Below are 22,297 nucleotides of genomic sequence, written 5' to 3'. Positions count from 1 at the left end.
CGCCGGACGCATGCTGGCCGCATGTCCGACGCCGCCACCGTCCCCACCCACTGCCCCTACTGCGCCCTGCAGTGCGGCATGTCGCTCCGCCCCACCGGCACCCCGGAGCTGCCCGCCGAGGTGGTCGAGCGGACCGACTTCCCCGTCAACCGGGGCGCCCTGTGCGGCAAGGGCCGCACCGCCCCCTCCGTACTCTCCTCCCGGGTCAGGCTCACCGAGCCCCTGGTCCGACGCCCTGACACGGGGGCCCTGGAGCCCGCGTCCTGGGAGGAGGCACTCGCCGCCGTCGCCGACGGGCTGCGCCGGACCCGCGCCGACCACGGTCCCGATGCCGTGGGGGTCTTCGGCGGCGGCGGCCTCACCAACGAGAAGGCGTACACGCTGGGCAAGTTCGCCCGGCTCGTCCTCGCCACCTCGCAGATCGACTACAACGGCCGCTTCTGCATGTCCTCGGCCGCCGCCGCGCACCAGCGGGCCTTCGGCCTCGACCGCGGCCTCCCCTTCCCCCTGGAGGACATCCCCAGGACCGGCTGCGTGATCCTCGTCGGCTCCAACCTCGCCGAGACCATGCCGCCCGCCCTGCGCTACCTCACCGAGCTGAAGGAGAACGGCGGAAAGCTGATCGTCGTCGACCCGCGCCGCACCCGCACCGCCGAGCAGGCCGATCTGCACCTCGCGCCCCGCCCCGGCACCGACCTCGCGCTCGCCCTCGGCATGCTCCACCTCGTGGTGGCCGAGGGGCGGGTGGACGAGGCGTTCGTCGAGGAGCGCACCGACGGCTGGGCGGCGGCCCGCGCCGGCGCCATGTCCCACTGGCCCGAACAGGTCGAGCGGATCACCGGCGTCCCCGTGCCGCTGCTGCGGGAGGCCGTCGCCCTGTTCTGCGACGCCGACGCCGGCATGGTGCTCACCGCGCGCGGCCCCGAGCAGCAGTCCAAGGGCACCGACACCGTCGGCGCCTGGATCAACCTCTGCCTCGCCACCGGCAGGGCCGGCCGGCCGCTGAGCGGCTACGGCTGCCTCACCGGCCAGGGCAACGGCCAGGGCGGCCGCGAGCACGGCCAGAAGGCCGACCAGCTGCCCGGCTACCGCAAGCTCGACGACCCGGCCGCCCGCGCGCACGTCGCCGAGGTCTGGGGCGTCGCACCGGAGTCGCTGCCGGGGCCCGGGCGGAGCGCGTACGAACTCCTCGACGCACTCGGCGGCGAGGTGCGGGCGCTGCTCCTCATGGGCTCCAACCCGGTGGTCTCCGCACCGCGCGCCGCGCACGTCGAGGGGCGGCTGCGGTCGCTCGACTTCCTCGCCGTCGCCGATGTCGTGCTCTCCGAGACCGCCGAACTCGCCGATGTCGTCCTGCCCGTGACGCAGTGGGCGGAGGAGACCGGCACCATGACCAACCTGGAGGGCCGGGTGCTGCTGCGACGCCGCGCCCTCACCCCTCCGGCGGGCGTGCGCAGCGACCTGGAGGTGCTGCACGCGCTCGCCGGGCTGCTCGGCTGGGAGAAGGGCTTCCCGGCGGACCCGGAGGAGGTCTTCGAGGAGCTGCGCCGCGCCTCGGCGGGCGGACCCGCCGACTACGCGGGCATCAGCTACCGGCGGATCGAGGAGGAGCGGGGCGTCTTCTGGCCCTGCCCGGAGCCCGGGCACGCGGGCACCCCGCGCCTCTTCCTGGACCGGTTCGCGACGGCCGACGGGCGGGCCCGGTTCGTGCCGGTGGTGCACCGGGCGGCGGCCGAGGAGACGGACGCCGACTACCCGGTCGTCCTGACCACCGGCCGCGTCGTGTCCCAGTACCAGTCGGGGGCGCAGACCCGGCGGGTCGACGAGCTGAACGCGGCGGCGCCCGGCCCGTTCGTGGAGCTCCACCCCCGGCTCGCCGAGCGGCTCGGCGTCGCCGACGGCGAGAGGCTCGCGGTGGTCTCGCGGCGCGGGCGGGCCGTCGCCCCGGCCCGGATCACCGCGTCGATCCGGCCGGACACGGTCTTCATGCCCTTCCACTGGGCGGGCGAGGGCCGGGCGAACACCCTGGTGAACCCGGCGCTCGACCCGGTCTCGCGGATGCCCGAGTTCAAGGTGTGCGCGGTGCGTCTGGAACCGCTCGCCGCCGGGGACGCTACGGCCGGCTGAACCAGTCGCCGCTCTCGATGACCGGGCCCAGGGGCGCGTCCGGAGCCGCCAGGAACACCCAGGCGGACACCCGCGCCCCGTCCCGCACCCGGACGACGTCCATCGCCACCCGCTCGTACCCGACGGGCAGCTCCAGCCGGTCCAGCAGGCCGAAGAGGTCGCCGTAGTCACCGGGCGAGGGCGTGAGCAGGGTGCCGACCACCCGGCCCCCGTCCGCCGGGACGACGTACGGATAGCCGGGCCCGTCGTGCAGGACCGCCCCGTGCAGCACGGCGTCCGCCTCCGTGCCGATCCGGCCGGCGAGGAAACGGTCGTGGTTGTACGCGCCCGGGCGCAGCGTCCCGTACACGAAGAACGGCCGCCGGTCGTCCACCGGGCTCTCGATCTCCCCGGCCGCCTCGGTCTCCCGCTCGACCCAGCGGGCGTACTTCTCGGCCACCCGGGTCACCCGGGTGGCGAGGATCTCGGGCGTCTCGTAGTCGTGGGCGGCGAGGAGGTGCGCCTCCAGGGCCTGGTAGCGGGCCTCGGTGGTCTTGAAGACCACCTCCCACTCCTCGGTGGTCTCGATCGCGCCCCGCCAGTGGTAGACGGAGGTGACGGGCCCCGAGATCTGCGCGCAGGCGACGAGCCGGGCCTCGACGGCGCCGCGCGCCAGGGCGTCGGCCTTGGCGCGGGCGTCGGTGGTGGTGCGGACGGTGACGATCACGCCTCCACCGTACGGGCGAACTGGGCCGCGTGCAGCCGGGCGTAGGCGCCCCCGGCGGCGAGCAGTTCCTCGTGGCTGCCCTGCTCGGCGATCGAGCCGCTCTCCATCACCAGGATGGTGTCGGCGTCCCGGATCGTGGAGAGCCGGTGGGCGACGACGAAGCTGGTGCGGCCCGCGCGCAGGGAGGTCATGGCCTGCTGGACGAGGAGTTCGGTGCGGGTGTCGACGGAGCTGGTGGCCTCGTCGAGGACGAGGATCACCGGGTCGGAGAGGAAGGCGCGGGCGAGGGTGATCAGCTGCTTCTCGCCGGCGCTGAGGCCGCCGCCGTCCTCGTCGAGGACGGTGTCGTACCCGGCGGGCAGGGTGCGGACGAAGCGGTCGGCGTGGGCGGCCCGGGCGGCGGCGACGATCCGCTCGCGGGAGACCTCGCCGGGCACCCCGTAGGCGATGTTGTCGGCGATGGTGCCGCCGAAGAGCCAGGTGTCCTGGAGGACCATGCCGGTGGCGGAGCGCAGCTCCTCGCGGGTCATGGCGGCCGTGTCGACGCCGTCGAGGGTGATCCGGCCGCCGGTGAGCTCGTGGAAGCGCAGGAGCAGGTTGACCAGGGTCGTCTTGCCGGCGCCGGTGGGGCCGACGATGGCGACGGTCCGGCCGGGTTCGACGGTGAGCGACAGGTCCTCGATGAGCGGCCTGCCGTCCTCGTAGCGGAAGGCGACCTTCTCGAAGGAGACCCGGCCGCGGAGTTCGGCGGGCCTGCGGGGCGAGGCCGGTTCCGGGGACTCCTCCTCGGCGTCGAGGAGGTCGAAGACCCGCTCGGCGGAGGCCACTCCGGACTGGAGGAGGTTGGCCATGGCGGCGACCTGGTTGATGGGGCCGTTGAAGTCGTACGAGTACTGGATGAAGGCCTGCACGTCGCCGACGGACAGCGTGCCGCTCGCCACCCGCAGTCCGCCGACCACGGCGATGACCACGTAGTTCAGGTTGCCGACGAGGGTCAGGGCGGGCTGGATGAAGCCGGAGACGAACTGGGCGCGGAAGCTCGCCCGGTAGAGCTCCTCGCCGAGCTCGTCGAAGCGGCGCACGGCCTCGGCGCGGCGGCCGAAGGCGACGACCTCGGTGTGGCCGGTGATCATCTCCTCGACGTGGCTGCCGAGGCGGCCGGTGACGGCCCACTGCTTCACGAACTGCGGCTGGGCGCGCTTGCCGACGAAGGCGGCGACGGCGACCGAGACGGGCACGGTGGCGAGGGCGACGAGGGCGAGCACCGGGGAGATCCAGAACATCATCACGAGGACGCCGACCAGGGTGAGCAGGGCGCGCGTCATCTGGCTGAAGGCCTGCTGGAGGGTCTGGGTGATGTTGTCGATGTCGTTCGTGGTGCGGGAGAGGACCTCGCCGCGCGGCTTCCCGTCGAGGTGGGTGAGGGGCAGTTTCGCCAGTTTGTGCTGGGCCCGCTCGCGGAGCCGGTGCCCGGCGCGCTGGACGACGGTGGTGGCGATCCGCAGCTGGACCCAGGTGAGCGCGGAGGAGCCGGTGACGACGAGGACGGAGAGGGCGAGGATCCGGCCGACGGCCGCGAAGTCGACGCCGGCGGGGCCGGTGGCGCCCGTGATCACGAGGTCGGTGGCGCGGCCGAGGAGGAGGGGACCGAGGACGGAGAGGGAGACGGCGGCGGCGCCCGCGGCGAGGACGGCGAGCAGCCGGGCCCGGTCGGGGGCGAGGGTGCGCAGCAGGCGGAGGCCGGAGGAGCGGAAGGAGAGGGAGCGTTCGAGGGAGGGCGTGGCGAGGCCGGGGCCGCGCTGGGGCGGGGGGCCGGTGCGGGCGGGTGCGGTGGCGTTCCCGCCGGTGGGGGTGGTGGTGGCGCGGGTCGCGGTCGCCGTGCTCATGCGGCTTCCTCCTCGGTGAGCTGGGAGAGGACGATCTCCCGGTAGGTGGGGTTGTCCCGCATGAGGGACGTGTGGGTTCCGGTGCCGACGGTGCGGCCGTGGTCGAGGACGACGATCCGGTCGGCCTGTCGGATGGTGGAGACGCGCTGGGCGACGATGACGACGGTCGCGTCGGCGGTCTCCTCGCGCAGCGCGGTGCGGAGCCGGGCGTCGGTCCGGGGGTCGAGGGCGGAGAAGGAGTCGTCGAAGAGGTAGACGCGGGGGCGGGCGACGAGCACCCGGGCGATGGCGAGGCGCTGGCGCTGGCCGCCGGAGAAGTTGGCGCCGCCCTGGGAGACGGGGGCGTCGAGGCCGGCGTCGAGCTCGCGGACGAAGCCGGCGGCCTGGGCGACCTCCAGGGCGTGCCAGAGCTCCTCGTCGGTGGCGTCGGGCCGCCCGTACCGGAGGTTGGTCGCGACCGTCCCGGAGAAGAGGTACGGCTTCTGGGGGACGAGTCCGACGGTCCGCGCCATCAGTTCCGGATCGACCGTCCGCACGTCGACGCCGTCGACGCGGACCTCTCCGTCGGTGGCGTCGAAGAGCCGGGGCACGAGGCCGAGGAGGGTCGACTTGCCGCTGCCGGTGGCGCCGATGACGGCGGTGGTCTCGCCGGGGCGGGCGACGAGCCCGATGTCGTGGAGGACGGACTCCTCCGCGCCCGGGTAGCGGAAGCCGACGCCGTCGAGGTCGAGGCGGCCGGTGCCGGGGAGGGCCCGGACGGGGTGGGTGGGCGGGGTGACGGACGGGCGGGTGTCGAGGACCTCGCGGACGCGTTCGGCACCGGCTTCGGCACGCGGCATGTGCATGAGGAGGAAGAGGACCATCATCACGGACATGGAGGTCTGGAGGAGGTAGCCGAGGAAGGCGACGAGGCCGCCCGGCTGGAGGGCTCCGGAGTCGATGCGGTGGGCGCCGACGTACACGAGGGCGACGGTCGTCAGCTGCCAGACGATCAGGACCGTGGGGAACATGAGGGCCTGGAGCCGGCCGGCCCTGAGGCCGACGGTGAGGAGTTCGCCGTTGGCGGCGGCGAACCGTTCCCGCTCGTGACGGTCACGGACGAAGGCGCGGACGACCCGGACGCCGGTGATCTGTTCGCGCAGCACGCGGCTCGCCCGGTCGACGCGCTCCTGCATGCCGCGGAAGAGGGGCCGCATGCGCAGGACGACGGTGCCGACGGCGCCGGTCATCACGGGCACGAAGAGGAGCAGGACGAGGGCGAGCGGCACGTCCTGGCGCAGGGCCATGACGAGTCCGCCGGCGCAGAGCAGCGGGGCGGCGACCAGCATGGTGAGGACGAGGACGGTGAACGTCTGGATCTGCTGGACGTCGTTGGTGGTCCGGGTGATGAGGGAGGCGGCGCCGAACCGGCCCCGCTCCCGGGCGGAGAAGTCCTGGACGCGGCGGAAGACCTCGGAGCGCAGGTCGCGGGCGACGCCCATGGCGGCCTTGGCGCCGGCGTAGGTGGCGGCGGCGGCCGCGGCGGCCTGGAGGAGGGTGACGGCGATCATCACGGCGCCGCCGCTGAGGACGCGGCCGGTGTCCCCGCGCAGGACGCCGTGGTCGATGACGCCGGCGTTGAGGGTGGGCAGGGCGAGGGAGGCGAGGGTCTGGACGAGCTGCAGGGCGACGAGGAGGACGAGGAGGGACCGGTACGGCCGGAGGCGGGGAGCGAGCAGTCGGAACAGCATGCCGATGATCGTGGTACCTCAAGTTTGCTTGAGGTCAAGTGTCTTCCTGGCGCCGTACGGTGAGGGCATGACGACACCTCCCCCGCACATCGAGATCGACGGGACCCCGGCGGCCGAACCGGCGCTCCTCGCCGCCCTCCTGACCGGTTTCGGCCACTTCACGGCGATGCAGGTACGGGACGGGCGCGTGAAGGGCCTCGCCCTGCACCTCGACCGCCTCGACCGCTCGACCCGCGAGCTCTTCGACCGGGAGCTGGACGGCAGGCTGGTGCGCGAGCTCGTCACCGGGGCCCTCGCGAACGCCGGACGGCGGGACGCCTCGGTCCGGGTGTACGTGTACCCGGGCATCCGCACCGTGGTGACCGTCGCCGACCCCGCCCCCGACGCCCCCGGCGCCCCGCAGCGCCTGACGACCGTCGACTACTGGCGGCCCGCGCCGCACATCAAGCACCTGGGCGGCTTCGGCCAGACCTACCACGGAGAGGCGGCCCGCCGGGCGGGCTTCGACGACGCCCTGCTGACCTCCCCGTACGGCGAGATCGCCGAGGGAGCGGTCACCAACATCGCCTTCTGGGACGGCGCTTCGGTGGTCTGGCCCTCGGCCCCCTGCCTCACCGGCATCACCATGGCCCTCCTGGAGCCGCGCCTGGAGTCGGTCCGGCGCCCGGTCACCCTGGCCGACCTCCCGGGCTTCCGGGCCGCGTTCGTCACCAACTCCCGGACGATCGCGCCCGTGACGGCGATCGACGAGGTGACGTTCGCGGTGGACGAGGCGCTGATGGAGCGGGTGTTCGCGGCGTACGGGGCGGTGGAGGGCGAGACCCTGTACGCGTCGTGAGCCGGCCGGGCCTCCGGGGCGGGACCGCCGCCGGGCTCACCCATTCGGCACGGGCTGTCGACTGACGGCCCACAGGCCGCTCTGACCTGCGGAAACGCCAGAGATCCAGGCGACGCGCCGTATCGGACGGAGCAATCCTGATGCCCCATCAGCAGGCGGGGCGCGCGGCGCGGCTCTTATCTCGGTCTCAGAAGGTCCGGCTCCGGGATGTCCCTCCCGGGAGGACCAGCCGGCATGACCGCTCGCGCGCCCCGGAGGACCCCCATGCGCACCACTGCCCGCCTGTTCACCGGTACCGCGCTGGCGGTCGCCGCGATCGGGGCGTTCGCCGCCCCCGCGGCGTACGCGGACAACGAGTGGAACAACCAGAGCAACCAGAGCAACCAGGGCCACGAGTCGCTGGAGATCTTTCCCTCGTCCGCCTCCCCGGGCGAGACCGTCACCGTGAACACGCTCGCCTGCGGCAAGCACGGGCACGGCGTCGGGGACGCGAACTCGCTCGGCGCGGGCGAGTTCCCACTGAGTCCGAGCACGCACAAGGAGGTCGTGGTCGGACAGTTCAGGGTGCCGGAGCACGTCAAGGCCGGTTCCTACTGGATCAGCGTGGCCTGTGACAACGGCAAGACGGCCCGGGGCGACCTGACGGTCAAGCACCGGAGTCCGAGCGGCCACGTCCAGACCGGTGTCGGAGGCAGCATCGGCCCCGACACCGCCCAGGTCACGGCAGGCGCGGCGGTGCTGGCCGCGGCTGCCGTCGGCGGGGTCTGGCTCCTGCGGCGCCGGGCGAGCGGCGCCCAGGGCCACTGAGACCACCGCCTGTCCTGCCCCCGCCGCGCCCGGACACGGCCCGGCGGGGGCAGGGCCACACCCCCACGAAGCGACCGAGGGAACCCAGGTGAGCAACAGGAGCAAGGGCTGGGGCATAGCCGCGGCGGCCTGCGTCGGACTCTGGCTCGTCCACAACGGCTCGGAGAACGTCACCCCGCCCGTGCCGTCGGCCGCGCAGGCCTTCGCCGCCGGGCCGAGCGTGCACACCGACGCCGCCGCCGACCCGCTGCCGCCCTCGCCGCCGGTCCGGCTGAGGATCCCCGAGACCGACGTGGACGCCCCGATGATGCGGCTCGGCCTCGCGGCGGACGGCGCGCTCGACGTGCCGCCGGCCGGGAACCGGAACATGGCCGGCTGGTACGGGGACGGCACCACGCCCGGCGCCAAGGGCACCGCGATCGTCGCCGGCCACGTCGACAACGCCGACGGGCCCGCCGTCTTCTACACGCTCGGCGCCCTCAAGAAGGGCCACCGGATCGAGGTGGACCGCGCGGACGGGCGGACCGCCGTCTTCACGGTCGACGCGATCGAGGTCTACGACAACAAGGACTTCCCGAGCCGCAAGGTGTACGACGAGGCCGGCCGGGCCGAGATCCGGGTGATCACCTGCGGCGGCGGCTTCTCGAAGAAGAACGGCTACCAGGGGAACGTGGTCGCCTTCGGCCACCTCATCGGGGTCCGCTGAGACACCCCTGGAGCATCACGCCCACTGGTCGAAGGCCAGCTTCGCGACCAGCGAGAGCACCACCACGAGCAGCACCCCGCGGACGAACTCGGCGCCCTTGCTCAGTGCCATCCGGGCCCCGACCGTCCCGCCGACCAGGTTGAAGGCGGCCATGACCGCCGCGAGCTGCCAGTACACCGTGCCCTGGTAGGCGAACATGACGAGCGCCCCCGCGTTGGTGCAGACGTTGACGATCTTCGCGGTGGCGGAGGCCGTCACCAGGTCCAGGTGGAGCACGGCGGTCAGCGCGAGGACCAGGAAGGTGCCCGTGCCCGGCCCGAACAGTCCGTCGTAGAAGCCGATCCCGCCGCCGACGACCACGATCGCGGTCACGATCCGTGCCCGGGTCAGCGGCGCCCGCTCCTCCCCCTCGGCCTTCGCGCCGAAGGAGGGCCGCAGCATCACGAAGGCCGCGACCGCGAGCAGCACCACCATGATCACCGGGCGCAGGACGTCACTGCTGATCCCGGCCGCGAAGAAGGCGCCGCCCATGGAGCCCGCGAGGGCCGCGAGCCCGATCCGTACCGCCGTCCACACCTGCACGGGCGCCTTGCGGACGTAGGTGATCGCGGCCCCGGTGGTGCCCACGATGGAGACGGCCTTGTTCGTACCGAGGATGTGCGCGGCCGGCACGTGCGGCAGCCCGAGCAGGAGCGCGGGCAGCTGGAGCAGCCCGCCACCGCCCACCACGGCGTCGATCCAGCCCGCCACCAGCGCGGCGAGGCAGAGCAGGACAAGGGTGGTCAGCGAGATGTCGGGCATGCCCGTGAGCCTAGGGACGCGATCGTTGCCCCGTCCATCAATCTCCTGATCGTTGAGCCAGTTCTGAGCTTGCGGCGCGCGGTTCCCGGTCGGGGGCGGGCGGGGCCGCCGGGGTGACGACGGCCGTGAGCAGGCTCGCGGCGAGTGCCCCGGTGCCGAGGAGCGCGGCGGCGAGGCGCTTCCGGGCGAACTCCACCGAGGCGCGGGGGGCGCTGTGTCTAGGCATGGTCGAAGTCCTCACTGTGGATGCGGGAGGCCGGCACCCCGGCCCTGATCAGGGAGGCGGTCGCGGCGCGGGCCATCGCGGGCGGTCCGCACAGGTACACGTCGTGGGCGGCGAGTTCGGGCACGAGGTCCCGCAGCGCGCGGGGCGCGAGCGGGTCGAAGGCACCGTCCGAGGGGCCGAGCAGGAAGTGCAGGGCGGCCTGCCGCTCGCGGGCGATGGTCTCCAGCTCGGCGCGCAGGACGAGACCGGTCGCGTCCGAGGCCCGGTAGAGGAGGGTCACGTCGCCGGGCCCGCCGGGCAGGGTCTCGAAGAGGGCGCGCAGCGGGGTGATGCCGACCCCGCCGGCGAGCAGCAGGACCTTGCGGCGGGTGCGGCGGTGCGCGGTGAACGCGCCGAAGGGGCCGGAGGCCAGGACGCGGGTGCCGGGGCGGAGGCGGCGGATGCGGCGGGTGTGGTCGCCGATCGCCTTCACGGTGATCCGCAGGGTGTCGTCGCGGACGGGCGCGGAGAGCGAGAAGGGCAGGGCGGTCGCCCAGAGCCCGCGCCGGAGGAAACGCCAGCGGAAGAACTGGCCGGGCTCCGCGCGCAGCAGCGCCACTCCCCTGCCCCGGACGAGGACGGAGACGACCCCGGGGCCCTCGTCGCGGACCTCGGCGACCCGCAGGTCGTGGCGGAGGGCGGCACGGACGGGGACCACGATCCGGTACCAGACGAGGACGACGGCGACGGTGCCGTGGGCCATCGACCAGAGCCAGCGGGTGAGGAGACCGCCGGCGAGGTCGGGCCCGGCGAGCTGGTGGACGAAGCCGAGCGCGGCGGCGAGGAGGGCGCCGAGGTGGACCGCCCGCCAGGTCTCGTGCCGGATCCGGCGGCGGACGGCCCGGGCGGAGGTGACGCCGACGGCGACGAAGAGGCCGGTGCCGACGGTGGCCGCGGCGATCGCCCCGTACGCGAGGAGGTCCCCGGTGGCGGTGACGAGGTCGGTACGGGTGTGCACCGCGTAGCCGCAGAGGGCGAGGAGGGCGTGGGCGCCGATCAGGCCGAGGACGTACCGCCCGCCGAGGGCGTGCCAGCGGGCGAGCCGGTCGGCGCCGACGCCGTGCTCGACGGCCGGGACGCGGGCCATGAGCAGCAGCAGGACGAGGACGCCGTACCCGGCGAGGAGGCCGGTGAGGTGGGCGCCGGTCGCGAAGAACGCGTCGAGGCGGGCGGAGGGCCGGGCCTGGACGCCCCACAGGAGGGCGACGGCCCCGCCGCCGGCGGCCGTCGCGTTCCGCAGCCGTTCGGGGGCGAGCCGCAGGGCGGGCGCGGGCGGGAGCTGGGCCGGGGGTCGCTCGGACAGCTCGACGGGCAGAGGGGAGTAGAGGGGGTGGCTGGCCTCGGTGGTCACGTCCGGCACCCTAGGGCGGCCCGTATACGGGAAAGGGCCGCTCCGGCCCGTACCCGGAATCCTTAAGGCGGGCTTGAGGCGAGACTGACCGCGCGTTAATCCGGCCGGGCCTCACAGCGCTCCGCGCCCCGGACGGAGATCAGCGTTCCGTACGGGAAACAGTCGGGATGCCGACGGGAAACACCGGCCCCGCACCCTTCCGGTATGAGTACACGGATCGTGGTGGTCGGGGGCGGAACGGCGGGCGCCCGGCTCGCCCAGCGCCTGCCCGTCACCCTCCTCGGCGAGGAACCGCACGCCCCCTACAACAGGGTGCTGCTCGCCGACGTCCTCGCCGGACGGTACGCCCCCGAGGTGATCGCCCTGCCCGGGACCCTGGAGCCGGTACGGCTCGGGACGCGGGCGGTGCGGATCGACCGGGCGGCGCGGACGGTCGAGTGCGCGGACGGCTCGCTCGTCGGCTACGACCGGCTGGTCCTGGCCACCGGCTCCAACCCGGTCCTCCCGCCGCTGCGCGGACTGCGCGGGGCGGCGCTCCCGGCCGGCGTCCACCCCTTCCGCACCCTCGACGACTGCCTGGAGCTGCGCGCCCTCGTACGGCCCGGGGTGCGGGCCGTGGTCATCGGCGGCGGCCTCCTCGGAGTCTCGGCCGCGCGGGCCCTCGCCGAGCGGGGCGCGGACGTGGTCCTCACCCAGCAGGGCGAGCGCCTGATGGAGCGGCAGCTCGACGAGCACGCCTCGGCCCTGCTCCGGGAGCACGTCGAGGCCCTCGGGGTCGAGGTGCACACCGAGTGCCGGGTGAGCGGCCTGCGGCAGCGGGACGGGGCGGTCACGGCGGTCGAACTCGCCGACGGCTTCGTCCTCGACGCGCAGGTCGTGGTCCTGGCGTGCGGGGTCCGTCCCCGGGTGGCCCTGGCCCGGGAGGCGGGCCTGTCCGTCGCGACGGGGATCGTGGTCGACGACGAGCTGCGGACGTCGGACCCGGCGATCCACGCGATCGGCGACTGCGCGGAGCACGCGGGCCGCGTGTACGGCCTGGCGGGCCCGGCCCTGGACCAGGCGGACGTCCTGGCGGACGTCCTGGCGGACGTTCTGGCGGCGTCCGTTGTGGGCAATCGTTCCGCCGGGGCGGAACGGGTGGGCACAACGGACGGCACCCTTGCGGGTGCCTCCGCCCCCCGCGCCTGGACCCGCACCGCAAGCGCGTCGCCCTCGGGGTGCGGGCAGGCACAGGAGCCGAGCGCGCCGGCAAGGGCGCCGTCCCGTGTGCCCACCCGTCCCGCCCAGCGGGACGATTGCCCACACGGCGCAGACGCGCCCACAACGGACTCCGCTCCCCGCTACAAGGGGACCCGCGCCCTCACCCGGCTCACGCTCGGCGGCCCCCGCCCCCTCGACCTGGCCGCCTTCGGGCAGGTCACGGCCGAGCCCGGCGACGACGTCGTCCAGCTCACCGACTCCACGCGCAGCGCCTACCGCAAGGTCGTCGTCCGCGGTGACCGGCTCGTCGGGGGCGTCCTCCTCGGCGACCTGGCCGCGGTCGGCGCGCTCGCCCGGGCCTGGGAGGGCGACGAAGCCCTGCCCGACGAGGCCCCCCTGCTGCACCTGCTCACCCACGACGGAGGCTCCTCATGACCACCCCCACCATCGTCCTGGTCGGCCACGGAATGGTCGGCCAGCGGTTCCTGGAGGCGCTCGCCGACCGTGGCGTCACCGAGCGTGCCAGGATCGTGGTCCTCTGCGAGGAGCCGCGCCCGGCCTACGACCGCGTGCAGCTGACCTCGTACTTCTCGGGGAAGACCCCGGACGACCTGTCGATGGTCGAGGCCGGCTTCATGGAGAAGCACGGCATCGAGCTGTACGTGGGCGACCCGGCCGAGTCCGTGGACCGGGAGGCCCGGACGGTCACCGCCCGCTCCGGGCGGGTCGTGGCGTACGACACGCTCGTGCTCGCCACCGGCTCGTACCCCTTCGTGCCTCCCGTCCCCGGCAAGGACGCCCGCGGCTGTTTCGTCTACCGCACGATCGAGGACCTGCTCGCGATCGAGGAGTACGCGAAGACGGCGACGACCGGCGCGGTCGTCGGCGGCGGTCTGCTCGGTCTTGAGGCGGCGGGCGCGCTCAAGGGCCTCGGGCTCGACACGCACGTGGTGGAGTTCGCGCCGCGCCTGATGCCGGTGCAGGTCGACGAGGGCGGCGGCGCGGCCCTGCTGCGGACGATCGAGCGGATGGGTCTGACCGTCCACACCGGGACGGGCACGCAGGAGGTCGTCACGGCGGACGGCGCCGTGACGGGCATGAGGCTGTCGGACGGTTCCGAACTGGCCACGGACATGGTCGTGTTCTCGGCGGGTGTACGCCCCCGGGACCAGCTGGCCCGCGACTGCGGCCTCACGGTCGGCGAGCGCGGCGGCATCGCGGTCGACGAGCTGTGCCGTACGTCGGACCCCGCGGTCTTCGCGATCGGCGAGTGCGCGCTGGCCTCGGACGGCCGGGTGTACGGCCTGGTGGCGCCGGGCTACGAGATGGCGCAGACGGTGGCGGCGACGATCGCCGAGGAGGAGGCCGGGAACGGCTTCACCGGCGCCGACATGTCGACCAAGCTGAAGCTGCTCGGCGTGGACGTGGCCTCGTTCGGCGACGCGCACGGGACGGCCGAGGGCTGCCTCGACGTCGTGTACTCCGACTCCCGTTCGGGCGTCTACAAGAAGCTGGTGATCTCCGGGGACGGGGTGCTGCTCGGCGGCGTCCTGGTCGGCGACGCCGAGCAGTACGGGCTGCTCCGCCCGCTCACCGGCACCGTGCCGCCGGTCTCCCCCGAGCAGCTGGTGCTTCCGGCGGGCGCGGGCGCCCCGGTCGCGCTCGGCCCCTCGGCCCTGCCGGACGACGCGGTGATCTGCTCCTGCCACAACGTCACGAAGCACGCGATCGGCCAGTGCTCCTCGCTGCCCGAGGTGAAGAAGTGCACCAAGGCCGGTACGGGCTGCGGCAGTTGCGTGAAGACGATCGAGAAGCTGCTGCCGGCCGCCACCGACAAGGGGCTCTGCGGCTGCTTCTCGTACACCCGGAGCGAGCTGTACGAGATCGCCCGCACCCTGCGGCTGACCTCCTTCGCGGCGCTGCTCGACTCGCACGGCCGGGACACGGCGAAGGGCGGGGAGGGCTGCGAGGTCTGCAAGCCGACCGTCGGCTCGATCCTCGCCTCCCTCAACAACGGCTACATCCTCGACGGCGAGCAGGCCTCCCTCCAGGACACCAACGACCACTTCCTCGCCAACATGCAGCGCAACGGCTCCTACTCGGTCGTGCCGCGCATCCCCGGCGGCGAGATCACTCCGGACAAGCTGATCGTGATCGGCGAGGTGGCCCGGGACTTCGGGCTCTACACGAAGATCACCGGCGGTCAGCGGATCGACCTCTTCGGCGCCCGGGTGGACCAGCTGCCCTCGATCTGGACGCGTCTCGTCGACGCGGGCTTCGAGTCGGGGCACGCGTACGGCAAGGCGCTGCGCACGGTGAAGTCCTGCGTCGGGCAGACGTGGTGCCGCTACGGCGTCCAGGACTCGGTGAAGATGGCGATCCAGCTGGAGCTGCGCTACCGGGGGCTGCGCGCCCCGCACAAGCTGAAGTCGGCGGTCTCGGGCTGCGCCCGCGAGTGCGCGGAGGCGCAGTCGAAGGACTTCGGGATCATCGCGACGGCGAACGGCTGGAACCTGTACGTCGGCGGGAACGGCGGCGCGACCCCGCGCCACGCGGACCTCCTCGCGCAGGACCTCTCGGACGCCGAACTGGTGCGGCTCATCGACCGGTTCCTGATGTTCTACATCCGGACGGCGGACCGCCTGGAGCGGACGTCGACCTGGCTGGAGCGCCTGGAGGGCGGGCTCGACCACCTCAAGGACGTGGTGGTGCACGACTCGCTCGGGCTCTGCGGCGAGCTGGAGGCGCTGATGGCCGCGCATGTGGCCGACTACCGGGACGAGTGGGCCGAGACCCTGGACGACCCGGAGCGGCTGCGGCGCTTCGTCTCCTTCGTGAACGCGCCGGGGGCGCCGGACCCGTCGGTGCGGTTCGTGCCGGAGCGCGACCAGATCAAGCCGGACCTCACGATCCTCACGATCGGAAACCTGGAAGGGGCCACCTCCCGATGACGACGCTCGAACTGTCCTTGTCTCCCGATTCCTGGATGGCGGTCTGCGAGGAGGCCCGGCTGACCCCGGGCCGGGGTGTGGCGGCGCTGCTGCCGGACGGCCGGCAGGCGGCGGTATTCCGGGACCGGTCGGGCCGGACGTACGCGATCGACAACCGCGATCCGTTCACGGGGGCGCAGGTGCTGTCCCGGGGGCTCGTCGGCTCGGCGGACGGGCGGCCGTTCGTGGCCTCGCCGCTCCTGAAGCAGCGCTTCGACCTGGAGACGGGCCGGTGCCTGGACGACGACGAGGTCGCGGTGACGGTGTATCCCGTCCGCACCAAGTAACTTGACCGATCGTTCCAGATAGTCGTACGGTCTTCTCGTGGCCAGGACCAAGGAATTCGATCCGGAGGCCGCGCTCCAGGCAGCCCTCGAACTGTTCTGGGCGCGCGGCTACGAGGCGACGACGATGTCGGACCTCGTGGAGCACCTCGGCATCGGCCGCGCCAGCATCTACGCGACCTTCGGCAACAAGCACGAGCTGTACCTGAAGGCGATGGACCGCTACCTGGAGACCCGCGACCCGCGGATCGTCGAGGAGCTGTCCGCGCCGGGCCCGGCCCTGCCGGCCGTGCGGGCCCTCGTCCGCCGCTTCGCCGCCGAGGCGGCGGCGGACGGGGAGCGCCTGAACGGCTGCTTCGTCACCAACTCGGCGGCGGAGCTGGGGCCGCACGACACGGTGGTGGCCCGCCGGGTCGAGCTGAGCTGGGAGCAGATCGAGACCCTCCTGCACGGGGCCCTCGCCCGGGCCCGCGCCGGGGGCGAGCTCCCGGCCGGCCGGGACCCGCGGGCGCTCGCCCGGATGCTGCTCGTGCTGCTGCAGGGGATCCGGGTGGTCGGCAAGGTGTCGAGCGAGCCGGGCCGGGTCACGGACGCGGCGGAGCAGGCACTGGGACTGCTGGACTGAGGAACGGGCGCCCACGGGGGGCGCCCTTTCTTCGGCGCTCATTTTGGAACGTACGGTCAAGTTCAGGGGGATGGGATGTCGACGACGAGACTGCGGGAGCGACGCGGGGCCACCGGTCTCCCCGGGCCCGGTCTCCCCGGGCCCGCGCGCCCCCGGTCCGCCCGCGTCCGGCCCGCCCGCCACGGCTTCCTCCTGCTCGGGGGCGTCCAGATGACGCTGATCTTCACGCTCGCCTCCCTCGCCGTCCCCCTCCCCCGGATCGGCGCCGAGTTCCGGCTCGACCGCGCCGAACTGATCCTGCTGAGCGCCGCCTACGGGCTGACCTTCGCCGGGCTGCTCCTGCTCGGCGGCCGGCTCGCCGACCGCTCCGGCGGACGCCGGGTCCTCACCGCCGGCCTCCTGGTCTTCGGCGCCGCCTCCGCCCTCGCGCCGCTCGCCCCCGGGTACGGGACGCTGCTCGCCGCCCGGTTCGGGCAGGGCGCCGGCGCGGCACTCGTCGCCCCGGCCGCGATGGCGCTGCTCCGGACGCTGTACCCCGAACCCGCCGCGTACGGCAGGGCGATGGCCACCTGGGGCGGGCTCTCCGTGCTCGGCGCGACCGCCGGGAACCTGCTCTCCGGGGTCGTCGCGGCGGCCACGTCCTGGCGCGGCACCTTCGCGGTCCCGATCGCCGTCACGGCGACCGCCCTTCTCCTGGCGCCGAGGCTTCTGCCCGCGACGCCACCGGGGCGGGACCGCGCACTCGATCTGCCCGGGGCGCTGCTCGCCACCGCCGGGATCACGCTCGCCAGTTACGGACTCGTCCTCACCGACGCCCACCCCTGGGCCTCCGCCCCGGTCCTCGTGCCGCTGCTCGCCGGCCTCGTCCTGCTCGCCGCCTTCGGGGCCGTCGAGCGGCGGACCGCCGACCCGCTGCTGCCCCCGGGTTTCCTGCGCGACGGCCGCCGCGCCCTGGGCCTCGCGGCGATCGGGCTCACGGCGGCCGGCACGGCCACGGTCTTCGTCCTGCTCTCCCTCGCGCTCCAGCAGCAGCGCGGCTGGTCCGCGCTGCTCACCTCCGCCGCCTTCGTGCCGTTCGCGGTCGCCCTGCTCGGCTCGGGCCGGCTCGCGGGCCCGCTGATCGGACGGTACGGCCCCGGGCGGGTGACGGCCGCCGGGCTGGGCACGGCCGCCGCCGGGCTCGGGCTGCTGGCCGCGACCGGCTTCGACACCTCCGTCCCGTACGCGTACGGGCTGCTGCCCGGCCTGGTCCTGCTGCCGGCCGGCGGCGCCCTGTCCTTCGCGGGCGCGGCCGTCCTCGCCACCGACGGCGTCCCGGCGCACCACGCGGGCCTCGCGGGCGGCGTCCTGAACACGGCGATGGAGCTCGGGCCGACCGTGCTCTTCGCCGCCCTGCTCACCCTCGGCGGCGACGCGGTGTCGCTGGCCGCCGCGGCCGTCCTGTTCACCGCGCTCGCGTCCGCGACCGCCCTCACCACCCGTATCCACTGAGAACGACCACAGGGGAGTCACTCATGTCCGCACGCTTCACCGACCGCACCGTCCTCGTCACCGGCGCCGGCTCCGGTCTCGGCCGCGCCATCGCGCTCGCCTTCGCCGCCGAGGGCGCGAGGGTCGTCGTCGCCGGCCGTACGGCGGAGTCGCTCGACGGGACGGTCGGGCTGATCGAGGCCGCCGGGGGCACCGCGGCCGCGGTCACCGCCGACGTGTCGAGCGCCGAGTCCACCCGGGAGCTGGTCCGGCGCGCGGTCGAGCTCTTCGGCGGCCTGGACGTCGCCGTGAACAACGCGGGGGTCTTCCGGGGCGGCGGCCACAGCGCCGCCGACTTCCCCCTGGAGGACTGGCGGACGCTGCTCGACATCAACGTCACGGGGGTGCTGCACGCCCTCCAGGCCGAGGTCGCCCACATGCGGGCGAACGGCGGCGGGGCCATCGTGAACATCGCGTCCAACCTGGGCCCGCACGTCCGGATCCCCGGGGTCTTCGGCTACCAGGTCTCCAAGGCGGCGGTCTCGGCGATGACCCGGGCCGCGGCCCTGGACCACATCGCCGACGGGGTCCGGATCAACGCGGTCAGCCCCGGCGCCGCGGAGTCCACGATGTCGCTGCGGCCCGGCGAGACGGAGGCCGAGCGGGAGATCCGGATGAAGCAGGAGTCGCCGCTGGGCCGGATCTCCTCGGCGGCCGAGGTGGCGGCGGCGGTGCTGTACCTCGCGTCGGACGACGCGGCCTCCGCCGTCGGCACGGACCTGGTGATCGACGGCGGCGTCTCGGCCTGATCGCGCGGGTCTCAGCCCTGGACGGCCGCCGGGTTCATCCAGAAGACCTCCCAGTGGTGGCCGTCCAGGTCGGCGAAGGAGCGGCCGTACATGGAGGTGCCCATCTCCAGCGGCTCCTTCGCCGCGGTGCCACCGGCGGCGAGGGCGGCGTCGGCGAGCCGGTCGCACTCCTCCCGGCTCTCGGCGCTGAGCGTGACCAGGACCTCCGTGGACTTGGTCGCGTCGGAGATCTCCTTGCCGGGCGCCATGAAGGACTTGAACTTGGGCTCTTCGAGGAGCATCGCGAAGATCGTGTCGCTGATGACCACACAGGCGGTGGTCTCGTCGCTGAAGTGCGGGTTCGACGAGAAGCCGAGCTTCTCGAAGAAGGCCTTCGCGGCGTCGACGTCCTTGACGGGCAGGTTCACGAAGATCATCTGCGGGGCCATGGCGCTCTCGTCTCTCTCGTGCGGTGCTGTCGAGAGGTAAGACGGGCCCGCCCCTCGGAACTCATCGCTCTCCCGAGGATTCTTTTGGCTCAGGCCACGGAACGCAGTTCGAGGGCCGCCAGCGGGACGAACCCGCCGCCCGTGCCTCCGGTGGCCGCCCCGGGCCCGGCGAGCCGGCGCAGCAGGGCGAGCGCGATCCGCTCCCCCTGCTCCTTGGCCCGCTCGGCCCGGGGCCCCTGGTGGAGCCCGTCGACGCTCGCGTGCCAGAGCTGCACCCAGCGCCCGAAGTGGGCGGCGGTGAGCGGCCGGGCGTCGTGGAGGGCGGCGTGCGGGGCGAAGGCGTCCCGCCCGTACGCGGCGGTGCGGAAGAGGGCGCGCTCCCAGAAGTCGGCGATGCGCGGCAGGTGGACCTCCAGGTCGGTCCCGGCGATCTCGGTGAAGAAGGGCCCGATCAGGGGGTCGCCGAAGGCGGCACCGTAGAAGCGCCGCAGCAACACGTCGAGGTCGTGACGGTCGCCGATGTCCCGGGTGGCACGCATGCCCCCAGTCTGCCCTCCCGCGCCCCGCTCCCCCAGTGCCGAAGGTCCCCGCCTCATCCGGAAGCCCACGGCCCCGCGCCGAAGGCCTCGCCCCCGTGCCGAAGCGCCCGGGCCCGCGCCGAAGCGCCCGGCCCCGCGCCACCGACACCCGGCCCGTGCCGAAGGGCCCGGCGCTCGCCGTTTCCCCGTAACCGCTCGTTGACGCACAGTCAACTCCGTACTCCTAGGTTCCGGAAGCGCGCGACCCCGTCGCCGACCGGTGTGGCGGGGCGGTTCACCACCCTTCTCAGGAGTGAGACGTGGAGCGACGCAGTTTCCTGCGTGGAGCGGTCATCGGCACCTCGGCCGCCGCCTTCGGCGGCAGCCTGTGGCAGAGCGCGGCCGTCGCCGCCCCCGCCCAGCCCGGCGCCGGCCCCTACGGGGCGCTCGGCGCGGCGGACGCGAACGGCATCCAGCTGCCGGCCGGGTTCACCAGCCGGGTGATCGCCCGGTCCGGGCAGACCGTGACCGGCACCTCGTACGCCTGGCACAACGCCCCCGACGGCGGCGCCTGCTTCGCCGACGGCACCGGCTGGATCTATGTCTCGAACTCGGAGATCAACCCGAGCGGCGGCGCGAGCGCGGTGAAGTTCAACTCCTCGGGCACCGTCACCGACGCGTACCGCATCCTCTCCGGCACCCGCCAGAACTGCGCCGGCGGCAAGACCCCGTGGAACACCTGGCTGTCCTGCGAGGAGGTGTCCCTCGGCTACGTCTACGAGACGAACCCGTGGGGCGGCACCGCCACCCGCCGGGACGCGATGGGCAGGTTCAAGCACGAGGCCGCCGCCGCCGACCCGGTGCGCCAGGCGATCTACCTGACCGAGGACGAGACGGACGGCTGCTTCTACCGCTTCCTCCCCACCACCTGGGGCAACCTCTCCTCCGGCACCCTCCAGGTCTTCAAGGCCGGCACCGCCACCTCCGGCACCTTCACCTGGCAGAACGTGCCGGACCCGGACGGCTCGCCCACCACCACCCGCAACCAGGTCTCCGGCGCCAAGCGCTTCAACGGCGGCGAGGGCTGCTACTACGCGAACGACACCGTCTGGTTCACCACCAAGGGCGACAACCGGGTCTGGCAGGTCGACCTCGCCGCCGGCACGTACGAGCTGGCCTACGACGACTCGCTGGTCTCCGGCGGCGGCGCCCCGCTGACCGGCGTCGACAACATCACCGGCACGTCCTCCGGCGACCTGTTCGTCGCCGAGGACGGCGGCAACATGGAGATCTGCGTCATCACGCCGGACGACATCGTCGCGCCGTTCCTGCGGATCACCGGCCAGTCCGGCTCCGAGATCACCGGACCGGCCTTCTCCCCCGACGGCACGCGCCTGTACTTCTCCAGCCAGCGCGGCACGAGCGGCAGCTCCTCGGGCGGCATCACCTACGAGGTGACCGGCCCGTTCCGCGCGTAGTTCCCCGTGTAGCACCGCAGGTCCACCGTCCGTTGGGCGCCGCCGAGCAGGGCGGCGCCCAACGGCGTCAGGGTGTGCAGGACCGCGTTGCCGTGGCGGAGGGTCGCGATGAGCCCGGCCTCGCGCAGCACGCCCGCGTGCTGGCTGGCCGAGGCCAGCGACACCCCGGCCCTGCGGGCCAGCTCGCTGGTCGTCCCGCCGTCCCCGATGGCGTGCAGGACGGCCGAGCGGGTCTGGCCGACCAGCTTGGCCAGCGAGGAGCCGCCCGGCGCGCGGACGGTCGGCGTCTCGCCGTGCGTGACGGGGTAGACGAGGACCGGCGGCAGCGCGGGATCGCGCAGCACCACCGGGGTCCCCCGGCAGAAGAACGAGGGCTGGAGCAGCAGCCCCCGCCCGTCGAGATGGACGTCCCGGTCGACCGGGTAGTCCGCCTCCAGGACGGGCGCGCGCCAGCGCAGCATCGGCGGCAGCGAGGCGAGCAGCTCCTCGGCTCCGCCGTCCAGGAGGGCCCGGCCGCGGCGGGCCCGGTCGGCCTCGACGCGGGCCCGGATGTGCGGCCAGTACGGCTCGACGGCGGCCCTGTGGTAGCTCCGCAGCGCCCCCGTGAGCCGGTCGAAGGGCTCCGCGCCGCCGTCGGCGAGGGCACGCAGCGAGTGCGGCACCGTCCGGCCGCCGGAGCGGTCGGCGGCGAGCAGCGAGAGTTCTCCGCGCAGCCGTCCGTGCTCGGTGGCACGGATGGCCTGGAGTCCTTCGTCGAGCCCGTGGACGCCCTCCGCGGGCGTCAGGAAGTCGGGAAAATAGCCGCGGCTGGGAACGAGCGCGGCGAGGAGACGGGTCTCACCGCCGAGCCGCATCCGGGCGTCCGCGCGCCATTCTCCGTAGACGACGGGGCCGCGCCGGTCCCTTAAACGGTGAAAGCTCAGAATCGTTTCCCACAGAACGTCCGGCCGGGCGGCCGTCCGCACCCCCGCCAAGTCGTTTCCGGTGAAATGAATCCGCAGCATGAAGGTCCCCACCTGTGCACTCGCAACCACCCCCGACGACGAGTATGCACAGCATCACTGCACGTTACCAGGGTGTTTCAGCCACAGTTGAAAGGCATCGCGGCAATCGGGGCGGAACCGAAAAGCTGTACGGGTCGGGCAGGAAACCTTCAGGACCGAGGTGACGTGGTGAAGACCGTGGGGGGCTTTGCCCGTCCGGCGGCGGTCGGCGAGGTTGCGGCTCACCTGCCCGGCATCGGTAAAGGGCGCGGCCTCCGGGTGGGGATCCGGGGGT

At 73.9% G+C, this 22,297-nt stretch carries 20 protein-coding genes; 11 read left to right on the top strand and 9 right to left on the bottom strand.

The features are described from left to right. Positions 1-21 precede the first annotated feature (21 nt). Positions 22-2,127, top strand: coding sequence for a molybdopterin oxidoreductase family protein (locus tag IE237_RS12220; protein ID WP_189801934.1), 2,106 nt, complete (start codon positions 22-24; stop codon positions 2,125-2,127). Here IE237_RS12220 and cutA read toward each other — a convergent pair. Genes cutA through IE237_RS12205 form a run of 3 tightly spaced genes read right to left on the bottom strand, consistent with a single transcriptional unit; the run spans position 2,114 to position 6,449 of the window. Then, complete coding sequence (cutA, locus tag IE237_RS41500; RefSeq protein ID WP_189801933.1) at positions 2,114-2,833, bottom strand: divalent cation tolerance protein CutA; 720 nt, start codon at positions 2,831-2,833, stop codon at positions 2,114-2,116. The two genes, IE237_RS12220 and cutA, sit on opposite strands and share 14 nt — an antisense overlap. Further along, complete coding sequence (locus tag IE237_RS12210; protein ID WP_189801932.1) at positions 2,830-4,719, bottom strand: ABC transporter ATP-binding protein; 1,890 nt, start codon at positions 4,717-4,719, stop codon at positions 2,830-2,832. The genes cutA and IE237_RS12210 overlap by 4 nt, the downstream gene beginning before the upstream one ends. Further along, entirely contained in the window at positions 4,716-6,449 is a 1,734-nt protein-coding gene (locus IE237_RS12205; RefSeq protein WP_189801931.1) for an ABC transporter ATP-binding protein, read from the bottom strand. The genes IE237_RS12210 and IE237_RS12205 overlap by 4 nt, the downstream gene beginning before the upstream one ends. Positions 6,450-6,516: 67 nt before the next feature. On the opposite strand from IE237_RS12205, the gene IE237_RS12200 reads away from it, so the two are divergent. From IE237_RS12200 to IE237_RS12190, 3 genes are all read left to right on the top strand, one after another. Beyond that, positions 6,517-7,287, top strand: coding sequence for an aminotransferase class IV (locus IE237_RS12200; protein WP_189801930.1), 771 nt, complete (start codon positions 6,517-6,519; stop codon positions 7,285-7,287). Positions 7,288-7,551: 264 nt separating this feature from the next. After that, positions 7,552-8,094 (top strand): GVDTG sorting domain-containing protein, encoded by a 543-nt coding sequence (locus IE237_RS12195; RefSeq protein WP_189801929.1) that lies wholly within the window; start codon positions 7,552-7,554, stop codon positions 8,092-8,094. A gap of 88 nt (positions 8,095-8,182) precedes the next feature. Further along, positions 8,183-8,800, top strand: a complete 618-nt coding sequence (locus IE237_RS12190; protein ID WP_189801928.1) for a class F sortase — start codon at positions 8,183-8,185, stop codon at positions 8,798-8,800. A 15-nt stretch (positions 8,801-8,815) separates the two neighbouring features. Here the strand turns inward: IE237_RS12190 and IE237_RS12185 are convergent, their stop codons facing one another. The 3 genes from IE237_RS12185 to IE237_RS12175 are packed head-to-tail and all read right to left on the bottom strand — an operon-like array spanning position 8,816 to position 11,127. After that, a complete protein-coding gene (locus IE237_RS12185; RefSeq protein WP_189801927.1) occupies positions 8,816-9,601 on the bottom strand; it encodes a sulfite exporter TauE/SafE family protein in 786 nt (261 codons plus the stop codon). Between the two features lie 37 nt (positions 9,602-9,638). Next, on the bottom strand, positions 9,639-9,827 hold the full coding sequence (locus tag IE237_RS12180; protein WP_189801926.1) for a hypothetical protein: 189 nt from the start codon (positions 9,825-9,827) through the stop codon (positions 9,639-9,641). Then, complete coding sequence (locus IE237_RS12175; RefSeq protein ID WP_189802542.1) at positions 9,820-11,127, bottom strand: ferredoxin reductase family protein; 1,308 nt, start codon at positions 11,125-11,127, stop codon at positions 9,820-9,822. The genes IE237_RS12180 and IE237_RS12175 overlap by 8 nt, the downstream gene beginning before the upstream one ends. Before the next feature lie 294 nt (positions 11,128-11,421). Here IE237_RS12175 and IE237_RS12170 point away from each other — a divergent pair, with 294 nt between their 5' ends. The 6 genes from IE237_RS12170 (at position 11,422) to IE237_RS12145 (ending at position 18,595) form a co-directional block, all read left to right on the top strand. After that, entirely contained in the window at positions 11,422-12,852 is a 1,431-nt protein-coding gene (locus IE237_RS12170; RefSeq protein WP_189801925.1) for an NAD(P)/FAD-dependent oxidoreductase, read from the top strand. Beyond that, entirely contained in the window at positions 12,849-15,368 is a 2,520-nt protein-coding gene (gene nirB / locus IE237_RS12165) for a nitrite reductase large subunit NirB (RefSeq protein WP_189801924.1), read from the top strand. Before IE237_RS12170 ends, nirB begins: the two co-directional genes overlap by 4 nt. Further along, positions 15,365-15,694 carry a nitrite reductase small subunit NirD gene (gene nirD / locus IE237_RS12160; RefSeq protein ID WP_189801923.1) on the top strand — a complete coding sequence of 110 codons (330 nt, stop codon included), beginning with the start codon at positions 15,365-15,367 and terminating at the stop codon, positions 15,692-15,694. Before nirB ends, nirD begins: the two co-directional genes overlap by 4 nt. A 37-nt stretch (positions 15,695-15,731) precedes the next feature. Further along, positions 15,732-16,316: a TetR/AcrR family transcriptional regulator gene (locus tag IE237_RS12155; protein ID WP_189801922.1), complete on the top strand. Its 585-nt coding sequence runs from the start codon at positions 15,732-15,734 to the stop codon at positions 16,314-16,316. Positions 16,317-16,526: 210 nt separating this feature from the next. Beyond that, on the top strand, positions 16,527-17,807 hold the full coding sequence (locus IE237_RS12150; RefSeq protein WP_370468182.1) for an MFS transporter: 1,281 nt from the start codon (positions 16,527-16,529) through the stop codon (positions 17,805-17,807). Positions 17,808-17,830: 23 nt separating this feature from the next. Then, positions 17,831-18,595 (top strand): SDR family NAD(P)-dependent oxidoreductase, encoded by a 765-nt coding sequence (locus IE237_RS12145; RefSeq protein WP_189801920.1) that lies wholly within the window; start codon positions 17,831-17,833, stop codon positions 18,593-18,595. Between the two features lie 11 nt (positions 18,596-18,606). Here IE237_RS12145 and IE237_RS12140 read toward each other — a convergent pair whose 3' ends face one another. Further along, the gene (locus IE237_RS12140; protein ID WP_189801919.1) at positions 18,607-19,023 is read right to left on the bottom strand and encodes a VOC family protein; all 417 of its coding nucleotides are present in this window, start codon (positions 19,021-19,023) and stop codon (positions 18,607-18,609) included. Between the two features lie 89 nt (positions 19,024-19,112). Then, positions 19,113-19,562 (bottom strand): group III truncated hemoglobin, encoded by a 450-nt coding sequence (locus IE237_RS12135; RefSeq protein ID WP_189801918.1) that lies wholly within the window; start codon positions 19,560-19,562, stop codon positions 19,113-19,115. Between the two features lie 299 nt (positions 19,563-19,861). On the opposite strand from IE237_RS12135, the gene IE237_RS12130 reads away from it, so the two are divergent. After that, positions 19,862-21,019 carry an alkaline phosphatase PhoX gene (locus IE237_RS12130; RefSeq protein WP_189801917.1) on the top strand — a complete coding sequence of 386 codons (1,158 nt, stop codon included), beginning with the start codon at positions 19,862-19,864 and terminating at the stop codon, positions 21,017-21,019. On the opposite strand, the gene IE237_RS12125 is transcribed toward IE237_RS12130, so the two are convergent. Continuing rightward, positions 20,989-22,023, bottom strand: coding sequence for an ArsR/SmtB family transcription factor (locus tag IE237_RS12125; RefSeq protein ID WP_189801916.1), 1,035 nt, complete (start codon positions 22,021-22,023; stop codon positions 20,989-20,991). The genes IE237_RS12130 and IE237_RS12125 overlap by 31 nt on opposite strands. Between the last annotated feature and the right edge of the window lie 274 nt (positions 22,024-22,297).

Source organism: Streptomyces tanashiensis, assembly GCF_014648895.1.
GTDB classification, from domain to species: Bacteria; Actinomycetota; Actinomycetes; order Streptomycetales; family Streptomycetaceae; genus Streptomyces; species Streptomyces tanashiensis.
Note: the sequence above shows the minus strand (reverse complement) of the source record. Positions and strands in the feature narration are given on the sequence as shown.